This is a genomic window from Pseudoalteromonas sp. GCY (assembly GCF_016695175.1).
Lineage (GTDB): Bacteria > Pseudomonadota > Gammaproteobacteria > Enterobacterales > Alteromonadaceae > Pseudoalteromonas.
This window is the reverse complement of the sequence record NZ_CP068023.1, coordinates 615776-635946: the sequence shown is the minus strand read 5'-3', so window position 1 is coordinate 635946 and position 20171 is coordinate 615776. Positions and strand designations below refer to the sequence as shown.

Annotated in this window: 19 protein-coding genes; 4 read left to right on the top strand and 15 right to left on the bottom strand. The window is 39.5% G+C overall.

Annotated elements, in window-relative coordinates; genetic code table 11:
• Nucleotides 1–219 precede the first annotated feature (219 nt).
• Nucleotides 220–1788, top strand: a complete 1569-nt coding sequence (locus JJQ94_RS07935) for an Ig-like domain-containing protein (protein ID WP_099029064.1) — start codon at nt 220–222, stop codon at nt 1786–1788.
• A 52-nt stretch (nt 1789–1840) separates the two neighbouring features.
• Here the strand turns inward: JJQ94_RS07935 and JJQ94_RS07930 are convergent, their stop codons facing one another.
• Entirely contained in the window at nt 1841–2962 is a 1122-nt protein-coding gene (locus JJQ94_RS07930) for a glycosyltransferase family 4 protein (protein WP_172439891.1), read from the bottom strand.
• Nucleotides 2963–3026: 64 nt separating this feature from the next.
• Nucleotides 3027–3674 (bottom strand): sulfotransferase family 2 domain-containing protein, encoded by a 648-nt coding sequence (locus tag JJQ94_RS07925; RefSeq protein ID WP_099029062.1) that lies wholly within the window; start codon nt 3672–3674, stop codon nt 3027–3029.
• Between the two features lie 87 nt (nt 3675–3761).
• On the opposite strand from JJQ94_RS07925, the gene JJQ94_RS07920 reads away from it, so the two are divergent.
• The 3 genes from JJQ94_RS07920 to JJQ94_RS07910 are packed head-to-tail and all read left to right on the top strand — an operon-like array spanning nt 3762 to nt 6820.
• Nucleotides 3762–4916: a glycosyltransferase gene (locus tag JJQ94_RS07920; protein WP_099029061.1), complete on the top strand. Its 1155-nt coding sequence runs from the start codon at nt 3762–3764 to the stop codon at nt 4914–4916.
• 16 nt (nt 4917–4932) lie between these two features.
• Nucleotides 4933–6147 (top strand): lipopolysaccharide biosynthesis protein, encoded by a 1215-nt coding sequence (locus tag JJQ94_RS07915; RefSeq protein ID WP_099029060.1) that lies wholly within the window; start codon nt 4933–4935, stop codon nt 6145–6147.
• A gap of 1 nt (nt 6148) precedes the next feature.
• Nucleotides 6149–6820 (top strand): sulfotransferase family 2 domain-containing protein, encoded by a 672-nt coding sequence (locus JJQ94_RS07910; RefSeq protein WP_099029059.1) that lies wholly within the window; start codon nt 6149–6151, stop codon nt 6818–6820.
• Nucleotides 6821–7005: 185 nt separating this feature from the next.
• On the opposite strand, the gene JJQ94_RS07905 is transcribed toward JJQ94_RS07910, so the two are convergent.
• The 13 genes from JJQ94_RS07905 to wecA all read right to left on the bottom strand — a co-directional run bounded on the left by JJQ94_RS07905 (nt 7006) and on the right by wecA (nt 20126).
• Nucleotides 7006–8838 (bottom strand): hypothetical protein, encoded by a 1833-nt coding sequence (locus JJQ94_RS07905; RefSeq protein ID WP_099029058.1) that lies wholly within the window; start codon nt 8836–8838, stop codon nt 7006–7008.
• Nucleotides 8839–9083: 245 nt separating this feature from the next.
• Nucleotides 9084–11156, bottom strand: a complete 2073-nt coding sequence (locus tag JJQ94_RS07900; RefSeq protein WP_236596563.1) for a secretin N-terminal domain-containing protein — start codon at nt 11154–11156, stop codon at nt 9084–9086.
• 2 nt (nt 11157–11158) lie between these two features.
• Entirely contained in the window at nt 11159–11713 is a 555-nt protein-coding gene (locus JJQ94_RS07895; RefSeq protein WP_099029056.1) for a hypothetical protein, read from the bottom strand.
• Nucleotides 11710–12270: a hypothetical protein gene (locus JJQ94_RS07890; RefSeq protein ID WP_099029055.1), complete on the bottom strand. Its 561-nt coding sequence runs from the start codon at nt 12268–12270 to the stop codon at nt 11710–11712. Before JJQ94_RS07890 ends, JJQ94_RS07895 begins: the two co-directional genes overlap by 4 nt.
• On the bottom strand, nt 12267–13373 hold the full coding sequence (locus JJQ94_RS07885; RefSeq protein WP_099029054.1) for a hypothetical protein: 1107 nt from the start codon (nt 13371–13373) through the stop codon (nt 12267–12269). Before JJQ94_RS07885 ends, JJQ94_RS07890 begins: the two co-directional genes overlap by 4 nt.
• A gap of 5 nt (nt 13374–13378) precedes the next feature.
• On the bottom strand, nt 13379–14257 hold the full coding sequence (locus JJQ94_RS07880; RefSeq protein ID WP_141557592.1) for a general secretion pathway protein GspK: 879 nt from the start codon (nt 14255–14257) through the stop codon (nt 13379–13381).
• On the bottom strand, nt 14254–14943 hold the full coding sequence (locus JJQ94_RS07875) for a prepilin-type N-terminal cleavage/methylation domain-containing protein (protein WP_099029052.1): 690 nt from the start codon (nt 14941–14943) through the stop codon (nt 14254–14256). The genes JJQ94_RS07880 and JJQ94_RS07875 overlap by 4 nt, the downstream gene beginning before the upstream one ends.
• Nucleotides 14933–15364: a PilW family protein gene (locus JJQ94_RS07870; protein ID WP_099029051.1), complete on the bottom strand. Its 432-nt coding sequence runs from the start codon at nt 15362–15364 to the stop codon at nt 14933–14935. Before JJQ94_RS07870 ends, JJQ94_RS07875 begins: the two co-directional genes overlap by 11 nt.
• Complete coding sequence (locus JJQ94_RS07865; protein WP_099029050.1) at nt 15364–15780, bottom strand: prepilin-type N-terminal cleavage/methylation domain-containing protein; 417 nt, start codon at nt 15778–15780, stop codon at nt 15364–15366. The genes JJQ94_RS07870 and JJQ94_RS07865 overlap by 1 nt, the downstream gene beginning before the upstream one ends.
• Nucleotides 15781–15782: 2 nt before the next feature.
• The gene (locus JJQ94_RS07860; protein ID WP_099029049.1) at nt 15783–16979 is read right to left on the bottom strand and encodes a type II secretion system F family protein; all 1197 of its coding nucleotides are present in this window, start codon (nt 16977–16979) and stop codon (nt 15783–15785) included.
• The gene (locus tag JJQ94_RS07855) at nt 16979–18634 is read right to left on the bottom strand and encodes a GspE/PulE family protein (protein WP_099029048.1); all 1656 of its coding nucleotides are present in this window, start codon (nt 18632–18634) and stop codon (nt 16979–16981) included. Before JJQ94_RS07855 ends, JJQ94_RS07860 begins: the two co-directional genes overlap by 1 nt.
• A complete protein-coding gene (gspG, locus tag JJQ94_RS07850; protein ID WP_099029047.1) occupies nt 18631–19047 on the bottom strand; it encodes a type II secretion system major pseudopilin GspG in 417 nt (138 codons plus the stop codon). The genes JJQ94_RS07855 and gspG overlap by 4 nt, the downstream gene beginning before the upstream one ends.
• A gap of 11 nt (nt 19048–19058) precedes the next feature.
• Nucleotides 19059–20126: a UDP-N-acetylglucosamine--undecaprenyl-phosphate N-acetylglucosaminephosphotransferase gene (gene wecA / locus JJQ94_RS07845; RefSeq protein WP_099029046.1), complete on the bottom strand. Its 1068-nt coding sequence runs from the start codon at nt 20124–20126 to the stop codon at nt 19059–19061.
• Nucleotides 20127–20171: the final 45 nt, after the last annotated feature.

Here is a 20171-nt window from a genome sequence, read left to right as displayed (position 1 = left end):
ACACATCAACAGTCAAACCAGTCACTACGCGAAAAGTATTAACCTTGACTTCATCATCAAACTTCCATTCTAACACGAGCAATGCAACTCATCTACGCCACAAAATATCTTATCGTAAGCCATAATATTAGCGTTCAAGGTATTGAAAAGATATTGCTTGAATTTCGTCCAACAGATACTCACACTAGGGTGAGCACAACATTCAAGGAGAAGGTATTTATGAATAGGTCAATAATCTCTACTATCATTGCCAGTGCTTTGTTAAGCGCCTGTGGGGGGAGTTCAGATGAAAATGACAATGATGTAATCGGCGGCCAAGGAAGCTTTACTGTAGAAACATCAACAGCATTTACCACCCAAGAAGATACAACCTACACACTTACGGTTAACCCAAAGTCCGCACCAAGTGGAAATGATACAATAACCGTTGAAGTCATAAAGTCACCCACTCTTGGCACGCTCACCAGCACTGGCTTGAGCCTAAGTTATCAACCAGCACCAAACAAAAATGGCACTGACAGCTTCACTTACAAATTTAAAAAAGGTGGGGTATTAAGTAACGAAGTTACCGTCGATATCACAGTCAAAGCGATTAACGACGCTCCCACAATTTCGGGAACCCCCTCGCCCGAAGCTATCAAACTTAACGACAGCTATCATTTCACGCCAACTGTTGAAGACGTTGACAGTGAAACTAGCACATATCAATTCGGAATTACCAACAAACCTAGTTGGGCGGAATTTGATACAACAACCGGTGAGCTAAGTGGAAAGCCTACTAATATCGAACAGCTTGGTAACTATCGGCAAATTGTTATATCTGTACTGGATGGCGAACATAGCGTATCGCTGCCCCCTTTCGACATAGAGGTTGTATCTCAACCATGGCAAGCTTTTTCAGAGATCCCAAACAATCTAGGTAGTCACTTGCAGTCTGCGACACTTGGAAAGAAAATCATCATTGCAAGTCATGCAGCATCACTTTCTTCCTCAATGAGTTGCGCAAATGCACCTTTAAGCGCACCTGAGATCCACTCACTTGCAACCACAAACACGGATTGGCAAGCCTTACCTTCTGCAAACGAGTCTCGCTACTATTATCAAGCTCAAGTATCAAACAATAAGCTGTTCCTCTTCGGTGGAACAGAGGCCTGCCCAAGCACATCAACACCCAAGGAAACAATGGAGATCTTTGATTTTAGTACACAACAATGGACATCAATTGCAGCGCCCAAATTTGCCCCTTTTGAAAATAATGTTCTAGCGAGTTGTGCAAATAGTGACACGATTGTTGCGTTCACCCAACAAGGTAACACCACGTATGCTTATCAGCTGGCCACCGCTGATACAACTTGGTCTCACAAACCGGCATCACTACCAAATCTATCGATTACTGACTGCCAGTTTATCGGAAACGAATTGTTTATAACGGCTAACAATACTCAAGAGCAACAAGCTCACTTAATTCAATATCAACTCTCAAGCGCTCAGATACTCTTAAATGAGCAAGTACCGGCTGAGCTCTTCGGGAGCTACTATACGCTGACGCATAATGAGCAAAACATTCAGCTTCATAGCGCAGCACACGTTTTGAATTACGATACTCAAACTATGCAGTGGAGTAACCTATCAAGCAATCCAAGTGCTACGGAGCAACAAGGCTCTGAAACTTACTACTTGCGTGACTTTAAAATGGAGTCAGTTGATCAGAAGCAGTACCAAATTGGAGGTGCGTTGACGACCCAAATGACAAGTCGAATATACCAATACAACCCCACAACAGAGTAATCTTACGAGTCATATTGCTATTTTTGATAAAATCCTAAATAGCAATATTTGCTTACTTTATTAGTGATTTAGCCAATGCATTCCAGCTGTATTTTTGCCTAACAAAAGCCACGCCGTTACGCGAAATTTGCGCTCGCTTTTCAACGTCTGCTAATGCACATGAAATAGTTTTTGCCAAATCACTAGCATCTAATGTATTCACATAAAAACATGCATCGTCACCAAGCATCTCGAAAGTTGCCGTTTTCACAGTCTCTCCTACGCGAAACGCAATAACTGGCACTTCACAACTTAATGCTTCAAGAATAGTTTGTCCAAACGGTTCATAAGTTGATGTCATAAGAAATAGTGACGCTACCTGATAAAATGGAGAAGTATCCGCTACAGCACCAACGAAAGTAACACATTCCTCAATACCAAGTTTCACAACTAAGGATTTATAATAATCCTCCAGCTCCCCACCACCTACAAGTACTAAATGTGTATGTAAAAGCTCTTTCTGTGCCCGAATTGCATACTCAATTCCCTTTGCCGCGGTAAACCGTCCGACAACGAGTAATAAGTTTTTATCCAAGGGTAATCCCAGCTTGCCTTTCAAGGCGGTTTGAGCGTTTACATCAAGAGAAATAAATTTATTTGTATCTACTCCAGGGCTCACCATTGTCACCTTGCTACAATCAAAACCAATTTGAGCTAACTGGTTTAACATATTACTGCTAAACACAAAATTTTTCTCAGTTACCTGTAAAGCAAGTTTTTGAATCGCATGATGATAAAAAAGCGCTAACCATTGTTTGACTTGCCTTAGCCCTTCCACTTTATGAGTATTGCTTGGCTGGTTTTGGAATTTAACAACTCCGGGTAATAAATAGCTCACTCGACTAAAGCCAGCTAATCGAGCATGGATAGTAGTAATATGATAACGACTAATGACCAAAGCGTTACCAAACTCAACCCTAGCGGCTCTAAAGCAACGTCGCATATTTTGCCAACCCAAAAGGGATGCTTTCAACTTAGAGTGCTGTTGCCCATGAAAACAAACGTCATACCTCCAAATGGTTGCGTATTCGGTAGTTTCGCAAAGCGGTAAGGTTTGTTTATTAACAGTATTAACGTTACTAACAATGATCACAACTCGAAAACCCAACTCATGATACGCTTTACTCAATTGCATTAAGGAATTTTCGACCCCTCCAATATTAGGAAGGTAAGCATTGCTTGTGAGTATAATCGTATTCCTACTCATTGAAGCGATAACCTAGTAATTCATAATCAACTTTATATAAACATTGAATTTTTTCGAGCTGTTGCGGGGAGAGCGCCTCGGGTAATGTTGAAGCCCCTTTATTTAACCAAGGTAACTCCATTGTCCATCCTTTCAAAATACAAAGCTTACGCCAATCGTGATTCAAAGATTCATAGCGTAAAATAGTATCAACTTTACATTGATACTGAGAATCAAATATATAGTAGCTCTGTGGTTGAAATAAAGGTTGAAACAACACAAATTCAGGAGTCAATATCTTATCTACAAATTCCGTGAACGTTCTGGCATTACTTAGCACCTGCTGTTGCAACGCCCTATCCCCTTCACTCTGGTTACCACCTTTTATTACATAGTTGTAAGCAGAATATAACCTTGCTAAGGGCGCTCTAACGATAGCAAACTTATGATAGCGTTCAAAAAGATATGGGTTAGATTCATTATAATCAAACCACTTAGCATGAAGCCGATAACCTCTATAGCCAAATGCCTTTAAGACACTGGTACCTGCATTTTTTGGAATGTGAATAAAAATACACTGCTTTCTTATCATATAAGATTTATACGGGTAGACAGGAAGTGGCAACCAGCGTTTAAGAAGCCTTGTTAGCTTTTTAATCATCGAAAATATCAAAGTATTCTGTAAAATTAGGTGATACTATACCAGAACAATCGCTTGGCTGTTTAGCAATACGACTCGAATTACAACATGCATGTATTATTTTTACCCTCTTGGTATCACACCAGTCAAAAACCAACCCTAGGCTCTTTTTTCAAAGAGCAGGCACTTTCGTTAAAAGAACATGGATGTAATGTTGGCGTTATCTATCCCGAGCCGGTTTCAATAAAACATGCCTTGACTTGTACACCACCTTCTCAATTAAATGATGTACAAATCAATACCAAAAGAAATCGATATTTTACTTTACCAGCACTGTACCGAATAAACTTAAAACAACGAATGGTGCAATATCAAAAACTGTTTGAGCAATATACTCAAGACTTTGGATTACCTGATGTATTGCATGCCCATAGCTGCTTTTATGGACCAGGAGGAGGAGCTGGTCTTGCAGCAAAACAAATAGCCCAACAGTATCAGATACCCTTTGTAATTACAGAACATGCATCAGCAGCAAAATTATCGACAACGCCTAAATTCGAGACACAATTAATAGGTCAAGCCTACCGTGCGGCAAATCAATTAGTTTGTGTCTCGGAGAGCCTAGCTAGCATCTTACGGGACAGGTTTGAGTTAGATAGGACTATTGAGGTCATTGGCAATGTGGTTGACTCAAAGTTATTCACCCCTAAAGAAAAAATACAAGATGATTTCACTTTTATTACTGTGGCCCACCTAAGACCAGTTAAACGAGTTGCTAGCATTATTAGCGCATTTTCATACATCACTGAAGAACACCCAAAAGCCAAACTATTAATCGTTGGAGACGGAGAAGATAAACAAAAACTCAAAACACTGTGTGAGTCTTTAAGATTAAAACAAGTTAAATTTATTGGCGATAGCTCTAGAGAAGCCGTCGCTAAACTTATGCAATCCAGCGACTGCTATGTTAATTGGTCCGAATATGAAACCTTTTCTGTTGCTGTACATGAAGCACTATCTTGTGGACTGGAAGTCATTAGTTCTCCATGTGATGGGCCTGAATACGTCGTTAAGAAGCTAAATGGGAAAGTTGCCGAAGACTCCACGATTGATACCCTCACCAAACTCATGTTTGAAGTACTGAAAAAGACGTCGTGTGGCTTAAATGAGCGCAATCAAAGACACGCTTACATATATAGCAACTTCAGTAGGGGTGCAATTGCACAACAATTAATACGAGAGTATAACGCAATTGTTAAGTAATAATTTTCTAAGCCAAATGAGGCTTCCGCTACTGCTAAAACTACTGACAACGACACTAGGCTTTCTAGTTAATTGGTACTTTGCTCAAAAGTTATCAACAGATGATTTTGGTCTATTTGCCTTATTTCAACTACTTATTTTGTTTATTGTAGCAATAAGTAAATGTGGACTGGACCAAGCCGCAGTTCGCTTCATTGCTTCTAAGCAACATACTAATATTGTCAGGTTTTTACCGCGTGTATATGCTGTTTTCTTTACCTGCACTTCTATCACGGTAGTGATAACTGGATTACTCTGTCACTTTTATAGTTTATTATCCATTTCAGGTATTTCTACCTTTCAATTTTGGACATTACTGCATATAGCCTCATTTGCCACTGCAATAATCAATCTAAACGCATGCATTTTCAAAGGCTTATCAAAACCCAGCTTATTTACCACATTCAGTGGATTTGCTAGCCTATGTATACTGCTCCTTGGTGCTACAACCATGCATTTGAGCACTCTTGCTTTGGTATTGTATCTTGTGACTGGCGCACTGTGCATTACAGCTATTACTAGCCTATTTATTGTAATTAAACTTCGCCCCCCTAGCACCACAACACCCCAACCACGCTATTCATTCTGGATAAGTGCAAAAGCGTTTTGGATTAGTGGTTTAGTCTATTTAGTGGTGCAACAAGGGAGTCAACTATACCTAAGTACACAAGTGTCTCTTTCGCAACTTGGCGTTTATGCCATCGTAACCAAGCTAGCGATGCTCCCAAGTATTTTTTTGTTTGCCTTAAATAGTGTAACGGCCGCAAAGTTCGCAAAAAGCTACTCACAACACCGTCTAGATGAAGTAAAGCAACTGTTTTCACTTAGTCAATCAACATCTATTTTCGTCGCCGCAATCACGGTTTTACTGTTCTATTTTTATTCAGAATATTTATTAGGTATTTTTGGCGAGGATTATAAACAGGGTGAATTATGGTTACTGGTACTTATAGCAGGTCAAGTTATTAACCTTATTACGGGACCTGCAATCACACTGTTAACGATGAGTGGCCAAGAAAAAACCTACCAAAATATTAGCATATTCACTGCTGCTATTACTGTTATATTGGCCATGCACCTCATTACTAATCATGGTCCACTGGGCGCTGCTATTACAACAGCCATTGCAATGAGCACGCAAAACCTCCTCGGATATTACTTCGCAAGATACAAAATACTTAGGAATCATTAATATGATATCTCACCAACATCACTGCATCTTTGTTCACATACCAAAAGTTGCAGGTCAAAGTATTGAAAGTGCATTTCTTAATGAACTTTCCTTAACCTGGGAAGAAAGAGCGCCACTTTTACTCAAAAAAAACAGTAACCCCAAGAAAGGTCCTCCTAGACTCGCTCATTTAACCGCCAGCGAATATGTGCAACTTGGCTACATAACTCCTGAGCAATTTAACGATTACTATAAATTTAGTTTTGTGCGCAACCCTTGGAGTAGGTTGGTATCAGAATATACATACAAGCAACACCCGTTTAGCTTTAAGCACTTTGTACTGGATTACCTGCCTAGCTGCGACTCTGATGATTATCAAAACCATATAGGGAACTTAAGGCACTTAGTTCCACAACATTGTTTTCTCTATGAAGGAAATGACTGTTTAGTAGATACTGTTGGTAAATTCGAAAACTTAATGAATGATTTTGAGACTATCAGCCAACGCGTTTTTGGACATGTTGTCGATTTGCCATACAGAAATAAAACAACAAAAAGACACCCACTGCTAGAAAAGTTAATTGGTAAGAAAGTAAAACCTTCTTATCAATCCTACTTTGACAATGAAACAACTGAATTTGTTGCTGACTTTTATAAAAGGGATATTGAGTTGTTTAAGTACCAGTTTGAATAAATGTGATATCAACAAACACCAACTCTATAGGCTTATAACAACACGAGCAGCTCAAGCAACCTCTCAATACTTTATTGCCAATTGATCACAAAGATACTTGAAAATAAACACTATTAGGTCTGAATTCAAGCATAAAAAAAGCGAGCCTAAGCTCGCTTTATTATAGCTATCAAAATAGTTAACTATTATTGACCGTTGAATGCACCGATAGTTACACGGTCCTGACCTTCAGCAGTGATTTTAGCCGCTGCGAATACAGTTACGTCTTCTTTTGGTACATTAGTAGTGATTTCTAACGCTACTTTGAACTGATCGTTACCAAGCTCAGCAGTTAGCTTCTCAGTGATGATGTCAAGTAGGTTACGTACACCTGGCTTAGCATCTTCAATGATTACGCCTAGAGGTTTCCACTCGTTAGTTTCAGTGTTACCAGAAGAACCTTCTACCATGTAACGAACAGAGATATCACCAGTCTGAACACCTTTGTTAGTGTGACGGATGATTGGTTGAGTGTTAGGACCAAATGGGATGTAAGGTACGTTAACTACTGAACCGTTAAGTGTCCACTGAGCAACTTCAGCGTCAGTTACAACATTTAGTGCAACGTCAGAAGTTGTGTTATCAGCAGTTTTGTTATTGATGAAATCAATGCTTGCTGTGTAAGTTGTTTCAGATAGAGCTACAACTGCTGCAGGGTTTTGGTTTGCACCTTTAACCTTGAAGCTAACCTGATGATACTTGTCGATATCGTTGTCTGCACCAGAAGCTACAGGGATAGTCAACTCGTTCATTGCATCATTAAGCTTAAGCTTAGCTGTGTCAAATACGTCATCGCCAGCAGTTTTTGCTTGACCGATAGTAGCACCTGTAGTCTCTAGGTCATCAAAAGATGTCAATGTTAGTGCAGAAGCGATTTCAGCTGAAGAAAGCTTACCGTCTGTACCAGCAAAGTCTTTTAACCAAGAGAAGTTACCTTTAACAACAATGTTACCGCTCTTAGGAGTAAGGTTACCTAGTGTAGTATTCTCTGTTACTTCAACAACGAATGTATCTTGGTTAAGTAGACCAGTTTTACTTTCGTCTGTTGCTAGGAAAGTGTCTGATGTATCTTTAGTATTCGCTTCAAACTCAAAACGATCTTTCTGAACATCAACAATACCGTCGCCTTTTACGTGTACTTTAGCGCTGTACTGTTTTGCTAGGTTAGCTAGCTTCTCAGCAGGAGTAATGTCGTACTTAACGTTCGCTGTGTTTTGTACTTCAGAAGCAACAGAAACTTCAGTTACGCCAGTGTTAGGTGTTACATATACACCAGTTAGACGTAGCATTTCGTTTGCTGCACCATTGTAGCCAGTGTCTACAGTGAATAGGATTTTGTTACCTACAACACCTAGAAGGGTAAATGAACCACGAGCGTTTGTACCAGCAACACCGGTAGTACCGATGCTTTCTAGTTTAGCATTTAAGCTTGCTTGCTCGTTTACTACACCGCCAGTTACTTCAAAAGAAATAGTATCTTCTTCAGTGTAACCACCGATACCAGCGATTTGAGTAGCGTTGATTTCTACACCTTTCGCTTGTGCTGACTCTAGTGAGTACTTAGCAGTAGTTGCTGAGATTTTTTGGTCAGCGATAACAACAGTACAAGCGTCCGCACCAGTGTAAGTTACTGATGAAGTTGAGCTGAAAGTACCATTTTTGGTATTAGTGATAGTGATATCATCGTTATTTGCAGTGTTGTTAGGCGTTTGACCGTTAAGCGTTACAGAAACACCTAGTGCAGTTGCAGCTTGAGCACAAGCGTTAACTGCTTGGTTTGCATTGCCAGAATCTAGTGCATCCACAGTTGTGTATGCAGCAGTATCTGCACCTTCTTTAACGTCTACAGTAAGCACACCAGCAGTTGCGCTTAAAGATGTACCAGCTACTGCTAGCGCAAGTAGAGTTTTCTTAAACATGTTTTCCATTCTCCAAGTTTCATGAAACTGAGATAAATGCTTATCTCTGTTTTTTTTCATTGTTTTCTTACCTAGGCCGTCACCTAAGTAACAACCAAACAAGTCAAGTTTAAGCAGACTAGACTAAACAAGTCAACCCTGCAACCCTTAACTGTTCATTAAACAAACATTTTTTTAGAATGTACGCTTAATTCGCTTTGCGATTTTAAAACCGAATATCAAGCGCCCTGAGTTTAATGCTATTTACCCTATAGTTCAACGTAAAACACAGGGAATTAACAACTTTTATGCTAATTTAGCTCCGGCTAAAAGGTTAAATTCTCTAAGCCATCCTGAAACTGCTGCTTTAAGCCATCCCATTCATCTTGATTGTGCACCACTTTCGGCGTAACCAGCACAACAAGTTCTGTTTTATCTCCACTGTCAGTATCGGCCCTAAATAAGTGCCCAAGTACAGGTAAATCACCAAAAATAGGGACTTTTGACTCTTTCCGCGTGCGGTTGTTACTAATCAAACCACCCAATATTATTGTTTGACCACTTTCAGCAACAACCTCCGTTCTAATTGAGCGCTCAAATACACTAGGGTTAAGGGATGATGTTGAGCCGGCCTCTACTTCGTTGGATACTTTTTGTTGGATCTCCATCAATACAACGCCCTGCGCATTCACTGTTGGCCTTACCCCAAGCTCAACACCAGTTCGGCGATACTCGATCTTTGTAGTTTGTCTATCTGTTCCATTTAAAGGATCTGTTGCCGTTTCTCCAACTACTGGAATATCTGTCCCCACACTGATAGATGCAGCCACTCCGTCTCTCACAACCAGAGTTGGTCGGGATAAAATGTTTACGAGACTATTCGTTTTGAGGAAGTTTGCTTTAATTTGACCTCGGTCGCCTTGAACTAAATAAGATAACCCTCCAAAGCCTTCCCCCATAAACTGGCCGGTTGTCTCTATTCCGTAATTGCCGTTTTTAAAGGCGAACTCGACTCCCTTTTTGAACTCGTCAGTTAACGTAACCTCTGCAATAACAACTTCAAGCATAACCTGCTTTGGCAAAATATCTAACTTTTTAATCAGCGGGATCAACTGTTGATATCGCGACCCTGAAGTGTGGAATATTATGGTGTTCGAGCGTTCGTCAACAACCATTTTTAAGCCTTCTGACGAGGCGCTTCTAGCTACATTGCTGAAATTCGCTTGGTTCGACTTATTTTCACTGTCTACGCTTGTATTCGTCCCCACAGCTGAACCTGTATTAGAACCAATTAGCGCCTCAAGACTCACGCCTAAATCTGCTGCTCGACTAAACTCTGGTTGATAAATAAAATACTGTAGCTCAGTTGTTTTTAGCGGCTTGTCTATTTGATCCAGCCAAAAGTTTGCACGCTCTAGCAAACTTTGCTGTGTAGCGAAGAAAATCAGAACCCCTTGGTTTTCAATTTCTACAACTGAAAGTGGCGCTTTTCCCTTCCCACCTCCGTTTTTGGCTAATGTTATTCCTTCCTCCTCCAGAAGTTGCTCTAACTTAGCTATCGCACTTTTTGTATCTGTAAAAGTGGTTTTGTAAGCACCAATCTCTCTTTGGTACATACTTGGTTTGTCCATTAAGTTAACTAAATCTAACGCTCTGATAATGTCTTTACGTTTACCTTTGACAGTCATAACACCGTTTGCAACATCAGCCTGTGCAGTAATACCAAGTAAGATCCTGATCGTATTTGGCAACGAGGCTTGCAGACCATAATCAAAGGGGACTATTTGTAGGATATCTAATGATGTGTTTGGAACATCTTCAGGCTTCTTACCATATCCATAAATAACATTGTTCGATTGTGCACTTTCTTTCTTATGAATATAGAATATTCCGTCATTTAACCGAATAACGTAGTCACGCTCAGTCAATAGCTTTTCAGTTAGGCTAAATAGCTTTCTCGGGCTAATAGAGTCTTGAAGGTTTAATGTTACAGACTTTCCATCTTCCTTAACATCATCGCCTAGAACATAACTCAACTTCAACTGTTCACCTAAAACGTGATGAAGATAGTCTTTTAACGCCAGCTCGTCTGCCGCCAAAGTAAGCGTTTTTTCAGTGTCAAACCGAGCTAATACATCTTCAGCCGTAGCAACATCACCTCGTGATATTTTCATTGCAGGCATAAATCGAAACTTCACACGCTCTTGCGTTTGATCTTCCTCTTTAAGTAATTCTGCGTTTTCGACTGTGACTTTTTCACCTTTGCCATTTAAGTATGATGAGGTAACCTCATACTTATCAAAGTCTTTATTAGCTGAAGGCGTGCTTTGACAACCACTCAAAATAACTAAAGCTACGACACTAGCTAGCGCGGTTTTTTTCACTACAAATTGAGACACTATTAGTTACCCTTACTCTTATTATTTGGTTGATACATTGTCAGTACTATATGCTGATTAGTCGCCTGTTTAGTAAGTTCAACCTGAGTATTCGATATGCTACTCAAGGTATATCCGAATACGTTACTATTTTGCGTAAATGAATGAAGTTTGTTCGTACGATTTTTTAGGTTTACTACATCTAGTAATACGGTCGCCTGTTTTACTGCTCCCGTACCGTTTAGTAAAACAGCTTTCAACGCTAACTGATTATCTCCAACGAACACCTTATTCAATTCGCCGCTTTGTTGCTCTTGCTGTTCTTGGCTCATTATTTTTTGTTCCGCTGCTATTTCTTCATCGTCAGCTCTATATTTATCGTACAAAGCAAGCACACCATCGATATCTTGCTGATCATAGAAGACGATTTTCGGTAACGAAAAAGACTCTAGAGTATTATTTTTCGAGTGCCCAACGCTGCCAGAGTAAAAGCGAGCATAACCGTCATATAAACACATCATCAGTGTTAGTACCAACAAACAACCTACATAAGGGGAGCGCCAATTAACTTGCGTCATGTTAGCTCCTTAGTTAGCTCGAAAAAAGCAATTCTCATTGTAACATTCACTCGCCCTAACCCACCTTCCTGTTGACGTAAAAGGTTGAAGCTAAAATTCTCGTACTCGTTAATTTTTTTACTTTTACTTAACATCAATAAGAATTGAATAGCTTGATATGTATCCCCAGAAAAGCTAACTGATAACAAATGTTTTTTTACTGGATACTCAGGATACCTATAAGTATTTTGCCAGCCTATACTGTTTTTCTGTAACTCAAAAACCTTTAATTGATTTTCAAGTTGTTTCTGAATTTCCAACTTAACTTGATCGTTGGAATCTGAATTGTAAAAAAAACTAGCTAATTCTTTAAGCTGTGAACCTTGCGAGTCAATAGCGGTTTTTATTTGTTCTGCATTTTCAATTAATAACTCAGACTTTTCTACTTTACTAGACAGCAGTTTGTTGCTAACAGAAAGTGAATTTTGCCACTCATACCAAGGTAAGAGAACAAACTTTAGTAAAACAAGTAATAAAATAAAGCTAAGTGCATACTTATGCTTTTTTAAATCGTTCATTTGATTAAGGTACTCTTTGCGTAAACACTATTCAGTTCAAAGCTAATGGTAAACCGCTCTCCATTACGCAAGCTCAATACTGGTGCATCAAACTTAGCGTCATTAACCAATTTGGACTTCCTAAACTCTTCAAGAACAGCAGTAGCGCTTCCACCTTGAGCCCGAAACACAATTCGTTGACCATTTAATGTCACTTGATCGATGTTTAGATTTTTAAAAAGCGGTGCAATGACTTGCCAAAGTCCAATAATTGAACGCCTGTCAGATAAAAATGCACTTAATTGGCTAATGGTAGAGCGCTGTTCATCCACCTGACTGTTTAAGTTCAGCAGATTGCCTAATTGCTGAGATTGAGACTCTATTTGCTTATTTAAATAATGTTCATTAACCAGAAGAGCGACACTACTCATCAGCATGTAGGTTAGAACAACAGCACTTATCGGTACAATACTTGGAATAATATACTTTTCCAAATTTACTTCGCTTCGCTGGGGCAAGAACGGCTTTAATGTATTCATCCCCGCACTAATAAGACCGGAATAAAGCAGCGAAATCTTCTCAGACCAATTAACTTGTGCAACTTCATTAGCGCTTACACCTGTCGCAACTTTTAGACGCTCAAGTGAATTCAATAGACCAACTTTTGGTGCATACTTAAGCTGCTCCCCAGACTTTGCGAGATAATATTCACCTTCTGTATCGCTATACTTAATTTCTAACACTTTTTCACAAGTTGTGAACTGCCCTAAAATTGCGACTTCAGGGATTCTCATCCAGCTTGCTGGTATCTCGTCCTTAAACTGATATTTAAGTACATCAGCTCCTCCTTCTTTGGATATGCTAATTAAGCTGTACCTTGTAGTAGGTGCTGTTTTTAGAGCCAGTATTTTATTTAACTCTTTTTTATTAGTAACAGGATACTTTTCAGTATCAACGGAAACATACCGAGGAGATACTATTAATATTCTTGGGTTTCTATGCTCAGACTTATCTAACGTTATATCGCCATTGGATTGGATAGCAAACTTGTAGAGCTGCCCATTAAAATAATAAACTTGCTTTGAAAAAAGCCGAACAAGCCAGTTTTTAAATTTAGTGGTCACACTGTTTAGCCTTCTTTGTACATAATATTAATTGGTTCAAGCTTGCCTTTGCTGTAGCGTTTAGTACCAACAACAAAGTGCTTGGTTATTCTTGCGTCACCAACTTTAGCGGTAATTGTAAACTCAACAGAAGGGCCTGGGTACAACCTAACATCAGTATCTACGCCTTTCCCTGTAATCTTACGATACTCGAGAGGTGTCACATCTCGCTCTTTTCTCAGTGCATCTATTTGCTCGGCGCTTGTTTCATCAGTTTCAGCTGCAAGTAAAGATTTAGATGCCGTTAAGGGATTAAAGGAACCGTTGAAATAAATGGTTGTATTCTCATACAGTAATGCCTTTTCTGCAGGAGTTAGATCTATAAGTTTTTCCAAATCCGTAAGATCGGTCACATAACCATCTCTTACTTCAACCCCGTTTATACCTTCCCCCCCCTGAGGTCTGGCGATATTATCAGCATCTTGCCAGTCTAACAAGCGGTCTATTATCAAGCCTATTCGGTCTTCACTGACTCCTCCATAACGCAATAATGATTCCAGTCTGTTTCTTTCAAAAAAGTGCAGTCCAATTTTTCCTGATAGATCTTGCAATCTCACCTCAATTTGGGAAGTTACTGAAAATGGATGACCAAAAAAGTTCCATCTTTCCGTTATCTTCGTCCCCCCTTCATCAATAGACGTCTTAGCTCTTTCATTAGTTAGCAAGGCGAATAAAAGTTCAGAATAAGTACTGCGGATAAGTAGCTCGGCTTCTGCACGTTCATTTGACCACGTTGCAAGCTGTACCTGATCTTTTGCAGACGAGGAAATATATAGTGCAAAAATAGAGAGTAATGCCGTCAAAATAAGTACTTGTACTAGGGCTATACCGTTTACTTTCATCACGAGATATCCAAATATGGAGTTAAATACCTAAGCGTATTTTTATCTAATTCAATGGTGTACAGTAAGTCTTTACCATCTTGCTTCATTAAGATCGCGATCTCTTCAGGTAATTGCTGCAAGTCCAAACCTGAATAGGAACGTCTCCAAGTAGGAGTTTCACCATTACTTTTCTCATTTGACTTTTGATTAATACTGTCCCATCCAAGATAGTTAAACCTCACCTCATCGAGATCTTTGAATAAAACATAGGTTTTTGAAAACTCGATATTTTGATCTGAGTACTTGAGCAAAAAGTGCTTTGTTGATTTTGCTTGGTAAAGCAAACTGTACTTTTCATTTTCTTGCTTTTGCACAACTAAACGAAATACTTCTGGAAAATCTTGTTGCATCAAGCCAACTTTTGAAATACTAAGTAAACTTTGCTCTCCTCCTTCGAACAGGAAGCCAAATCTTACATTTAAGTTGTCTCTTTTTTTCACTACGTAGGGCTGAATACCATTTAGGGTTCTATTAAATAATGTCAGTTTTCGAGAAAACTCTTGGAACTGTGAAAATTGCCCAAGCTCATCTTGCCACCGGCTTGCTAGTATTTGGTAAGAGTAGTTCCCCACTAATAGCAACCCAGACAGTATTGTTATTGCCAGTAATAGTTCAATTAAAGTGAAGCCGTTGTGTTTACTTTTCATTCCAGCTTATTTCCGTAAACTCATAGTCACGCTGGTAATTTTCAAGACTAAATCTAGCACTCACATGCCAAAGAAAATATTTTTTCGGTTGCTCTTCATCTCTACCTGTATCGAAGTTGAAAATGGATGGCGCGGACCGGTAGTCTGTTCGATTTGCAGTCCACTCCACTTGAACACCCCAAAACACATTTCTACCAGATAGGTCAGTAACCTCACCAGATGTTTGCCTTCGAATCATGTAGCCAATTTGTTCTGTGGCGACTGGTAAAACACCCGTGATCCTTACAGATTGAGTTGCTTTTGTACTAGAAAGTAATGCTCCACGATAAATGAGGGTAACGGCAGTAATTGTAGAAAATAAAATAACACTGGCAACGAGCACTTCTACTAACGTAAAACCGCGTGAATTGTTTTGAGGCATTATAACTTCACCTCAATAATACCATTTACCTTTTCATCTAGCTGGACTTTATGTTTCCCATTATTGTACTCAACAGATAACTCTGAAGGTGAGATAAAGCCGTTTTTGTTTATATGTAAAGTTTGCGTCGGGAAGGTGAGATATTTAAAAACGACTTCCCGCCAAGGACGCGAATTTCGCTCATCGATAATAGTGAGTTTATTATTCTCAAAAGTAACCAAGTGTAGGCTTTGCGTTAAATAAGCCCTATATCCTGATTTTTTAAGCAAGTTATTTAAACTTGAAAGCTCGGCACGACGTTCATTTTTATTAATTGCATCTATTGTGAATGGGCCAACTAGACCGGCTAGAGCTGTAATAATTACCATTACAACCATTACTTCAACTAATGTAAAACCTAGTGCCTTTCTCATCATGACTATAAGCCAATATCATTCATTGAAACCATACTCAACAGCATAACGACAACGACACCACCTACGATCCCCCCCATAAACAGAATCATCAGCGGTTCAAGTAATGTTGTCACCTTTTGTGTCCAACTTTCAAACTCTTGCCTAGAGCGGGAAGCTATTTCTGAAAATACTTTTTCCAAATGGCCCGACTCTTCGCCAACTTCTAAAAGCGAAACAAAAAAGTCTGGATATAGCTCTGTTTGGCTAAGGGCAGGGCTTAACGCACTGCCTCGATTAACTTTCTGTTGTGCGATATCTAACTGATGACGTAAAACATGATTTTTAACGTTACCTGTAGATAGCTTTAGCGCCTTATCTATAGCAACTCCAGATCGTATCATCATTGCCAACCCACTGTTAAAGCGAATTCGCTCTACGGAAATCACTAGATAGGAGACTAAAGGCAGACGCAGTGCCAATCTGTCTAAGCTATCAGTAAAGTGTTCATGTTTTAACAGACTAATGAAGCCACCTACACTCACTATCGTACCCACAATCAGGAACCACTGATAGTTCACCATCCAGTCACTTAGAGAAAGCATCATTTCCGTATACCAAGGTAAATTATCGGCTTCTCTGAACATTTCAGCCATTTTAGGAATGATGAAATTAAAAATGAATAAAACACTTAATATGCAAACAAAGAAAATCACAGCTGGGTAGCTTAAAGAGCTAATAATCTTTGAGCGTAAATCACGTTTAAACTTTAAGTCATTAGCCAAGTCAGCAAACACTTCTGTCAAATTCCCTGACGCTTCACCTAATTCGATTAGATTACAGTATAGTTTATCGAAAGTTTTGGGGTGGGCTTTACACGCTTCAGATAAACTTTCCCCCCCTTTTATTCTTTTCGAAATATCTTTAAGCATGTCAGCAAGAGCAGGCTTAGCTTTTGTTTTCCGAATAATGTCCAGACCTTTGTCTATTTTCACACCAGAAGCGAGTAGAAGGCTTAATTCGGCGGTCAAAAATTCTAGGTCTGCCAAAGACACCTTTCCAGAGGAAAATAAAGAAATACCAGCTTTCTCCTCTGTAATGCTTAAAGTATAAAGCCCCTCACTTTCAAGGAATCGAATAGCATCATCACTGGAGGCTTTCTCTACACTGCCTTCAACTTTAGCTCCGGATGAATCAAGTGCCTTATATTTGAAGTTTGGCATTAGCCAGCGACCCTCATAACTTCTTCAATTGTAGTCAAGCCATGTATCGCCTTATAAATACCGTCTTCAACAAGCGTTCTTCGCTTTAAAGACGCATTATGTTGCTTAGCTAACGGAATAAAATTAGCATCTTTAGGGAGAGACTTTATTGTGCTATCGCAACCCAAATATTCAGTCACAGCCATACGTCCTTTGTAACCAGTATGCGCACAATGCTCACAACCTTCACCATGTCTGAGGTTTACTTGATCGATTTCGAACTTCTCGCAAAACTGTTGCAGTTCAAAACGCTCAAAAAGCTCGTCGGCATTATCAACAGGGGCACTACAGTGTGGGCAAATTTTTCTTGCAAGTCGTTGAGCTACTATAGAAACAAGAGCTGCGTTGAGCAAAAACTCCTCAACGCCAAGATCTAGCAACCGGGTGTAAGCGCTCGCAGCATCATTGGTGTGAACCGTACTGAAAACTAAGTGACCTGTAAGTGCTGATTGTAGTGCAATTTGTGCCGTCTCTTTATCGCGTATTTCACCTAGCATTATAACATCAGGATCTTGACGTACTATTGAGCGTAATCCAGCAGCGAAATCAAAACCAATATCACTTTGAACCTGCACTTGGTTAATACCATCTAGTTGATATTCAACGGGATCTTCTAGAGTAATAATTTTAACGTCCGTATTATTTAGTGCATTCAAGAAAGTGTATAGTGTAGTCGTCTTACCTGAGCCTGTAGGACCAGTTAGTAACACAACACCAGCGGTCGTTTTAATATCACGTCTAATTTGAGTTTCAACATCCTCAGACAGTCCAATGACAGACAAATCATATTTAACATTATCTTTGCGAAGAAAACGCATAACAATGGATTCGCCTTCGTTAACTGGAAGTGCAGAAACACGGATATCTACTTCTTGATTAGCGATTTTCAGCTCAATCTTGCCATCCTGCGGTCTACGCTTTTCAGCGATATCCATGCCAGACAGAATTTTAAGTCTAGTGGTTAAAGGCATTTGCATCGTTCTGGGAAGCTTTTCTACTTCATGTAAAACCCCATCAATACGATACCTTACACGATAAAAGCCATCATAAGGTTCCAAATGCATATCTGAAGCATTTTGCCTTAACGCCTTAGAAATAAGAGAATTAAGTAAGTTGACTGTTGGTGCTTCAGAAGCCATTTCACGCAAGCGCTCTTCCTCGTCACCGGTCAGATTTGCGGTAGTAATATCATTTTCTGTAGTTTGGTGACGAGAGAAAAGTTGCTTAAGCTCATACTCTGTTGCCAAATAGTACTCAATTTCCGCTTCAGTTTCTGCTAGCCATTCATTTAACTCTGGCAGCAGTGGATCTTTACATGCGACATGTAAAGATCCACTATTCCAAGATAGTGGATAACATCCCCACTTCACCAAGTCACCGATGGTTGACTCATTTAACTCTACTATAGGCTCTTCGAGCCACTGAGTCAGATCTAAGATAGGCACTTGAAGATATTGAGACAATAAAGGGGTTACCTGATCATCTGGTAACGCCCCCATATTTACCAAAATCTGCTCTAATTTTCCGCCATACTTTTGCTGGTACTCAAGCGCTTTTGATAGCTCGCTTGGTGAGACGTGAAAAGACTCAACCAATAACTGATGTAACTCACTCATAGGTGAACAATATCTGCATCATTATCGGTACCACCTTCTTTACCATCAGCTCCCAACGCTTTTAGTGTGTATGGATTCCCATCTTTTCCTGGTATTTCATAGATATATTCATTTCCCCATGGGTCAAGAGGAATATCTTTTGGTAAGTATGGACCATCCCATCGAGGATTATCATCCTTTCTCAACTGAGAAAGCTTTTCTGGATATTTCCCAACATCCAAGCGATAAGTATCTAGTGCAGTTTCAAACGCAGACATTTGTGACGTTGCGATCCCTTTTTCAGCATCACCTAACTTGTCAAAAAACTTTGGTGCCACTAATGAAGCTAGCAAGCCTAAAATTACGATCACAATTAACAACTCCATCATGGTGAAGCCGTTATGTTTATTCTTTGCCTTCATATTTTTTGTCATTGAACTACTCTTTAATTCTGTTTTTTGATAAAGACGTGCTTTCTTAAAAACCGTGCTACCTTCCATGCGTGTTGAATACAAGCAGAATAGGCAGCAAAAATACCGATAAATAAGACTAACATAAACCAATGGGGAATACCTATCAACTCTCCAACAATCCCTATCGACGCAAGAAATACAGCCAACATTGATATCGTAATTAAGGCCTTTCTGGAGCTAAAACCTATACGCATGAAGACATGATGTAAATGATCTCTGTCTGCTTTGAATGGAGAATGGCCTTTTTTAACACGCCTAATGATAATTGCCATCATATCCATCAGTGGAATAGCAATTATCCAAAGCGCAGTAACTGGACTGAAAGCGTTATCTACTTCTGATTGAGTAGCTATCATTAACAACCAAATGACGCTCAGCCCAATGAACATAGAGCCCGCATCACCCATAAATATTTTCTTATTTCGGTGACCCAGTACGCCTAGGTTGAAGGCGAGATAAGGAACTATGGTTGCAATAATGATTAACGGTAAAACCGATAACTGCCCACCATTAACCCCCATTAATATTAAAATGGCTGCAAACGTTGTAATACTCATGGCACCAGCTAGGCCGTCTATACCATCAATCATGTTAAAGGCATTTATAGCAGCAATAACAGCAATGACTGTAAAAGGAATCCCTAACAACCCTAAGTCAATAGACCCAAATCCAAACAAATTGCCCAAGTTATGAATATAAGCGTCGGAGCCCCACATCATAATAAGTGCAACTAAAGCCTGAACACCTAAACGGATCTTGACTCCTAATTGGCGATAATCGTCAATTACCCCAAGAAGGACGATAGCAGCAGCACAAATTAAGTAAACTATCAGCTTTTTCTCAAGTGGCAAAAATACAATGATTGAAGCCAACACTGCCACAAAAATCGATACACCACCGATAAGCGGAATAGCACCCACATGCTTTTTTCGGCTGCAGGGTACGTCAACTAAGCCAAAACGCTCAGCGACAGGCTTAATCATAAAAATTGAACAGTACGATGCTAAAAATGCAAAGAAAATGACCATAAAGATCCACATGCTTCCATCATTATCTAATTAACGCGCCATTGTAATAGAAATTAA

Coding starts and splice junctions, on each gene's coding strand:
- JJQ94_RS07915 (WP_099029060.1), top strand. CDS start 4,933: ATGAGGCTTCCGCTACTGCTAAAACTACTGACAACGACACTAGGCTTT.
- JJQ94_RS07905 (WP_099029058.1), bottom strand. CDS start 8,838: ATGAAAAAAAACAGAGATAAGCATTTATCTCAGTTTCATGAAACTTGG.
- JJQ94_RS07930 (WP_172439891.1), bottom strand. CDS start 2,962: ATGCAATTGAGTAAAGCGTATCATGAGTTGGGTTTTCGAGTTGTGATC.
- JJQ94_RS07875 (WP_099029052.1), bottom strand. CDS start 14,943: ATGAAAAGTAAACACAACGGCTTCACTTTAATTGAACTATTACTGGCA.
- JJQ94_RS07920 (WP_099029061.1), top strand. CDS start 3,762: ATGCATGTATTATTTTTACCCTCTTGGTATCACACCAGTCAAAAACCA.
- JJQ94_RS07855 (WP_099029048.1), bottom strand. CDS start 18,634: ATGAGTGAGTTACATCAGTTATTGGTTGAGTCTTTTCACGTCTCACCA.
- JJQ94_RS07895 (WP_099029056.1), bottom strand. CDS start 11,713: ATGACGCAAGTTAATTGGCGCTCCCCTTATGTAGGTTGTTTGTTGGTA.
- wecA (WP_099029046.1), bottom strand. CDS start 20,126: ATGTGGATCTTTATGGTCATTTTCTTTGCATTTTTAGCATCGTACTGT.
- JJQ94_RS07925 (WP_099029062.1), bottom strand. CDS start 3,674: ATGATTAAAAAGCTAACAAGGCTTCTTAAACGCTGGTTGCCACTTCCT.
- JJQ94_RS07870 (WP_099029051.1), bottom strand. CDS start 15,364: ATGCCTCAAAACAATTCACGCGGTTTTACGTTAGTAGAAGTGCTCGTT.
- JJQ94_RS07935 (WP_099029064.1), top strand. CDS start 220: ATGAATAGGTCAATAATCTCTACTATCATTGCCAGTGCTTTGTTAAGC.
- gspG (WP_099029047.1), bottom strand. CDS start 19,047: ATGACAAAAAATATGAAGGCAAAGAATAAACATAACGGCTTCACCATG.
- JJQ94_RS07890 (WP_099029055.1), bottom strand. CDS start 12,270: ATGAACGATTTAAAAAAGCATAAGTATGCACTTAGCTTTATTTTATTA.
- JJQ94_RS07860 (WP_099029049.1), bottom strand. CDS start 16,979: ATGCCAAACTTCAAATATAAGGCACTTGATTCATCCGGAGCTAAAGTT.
- JJQ94_RS07910 (WP_099029059.1), top strand. CDS start 6,149: ATGATATCTCACCAACATCACTGCATCTTTGTTCACATACCAAAAGTT.
- JJQ94_RS07865 (WP_099029050.1), bottom strand. CDS start 15,780: ATGATGAGAAAGGCACTAGGTTTTACATTAGTTGAAGTAATGGTTGTA.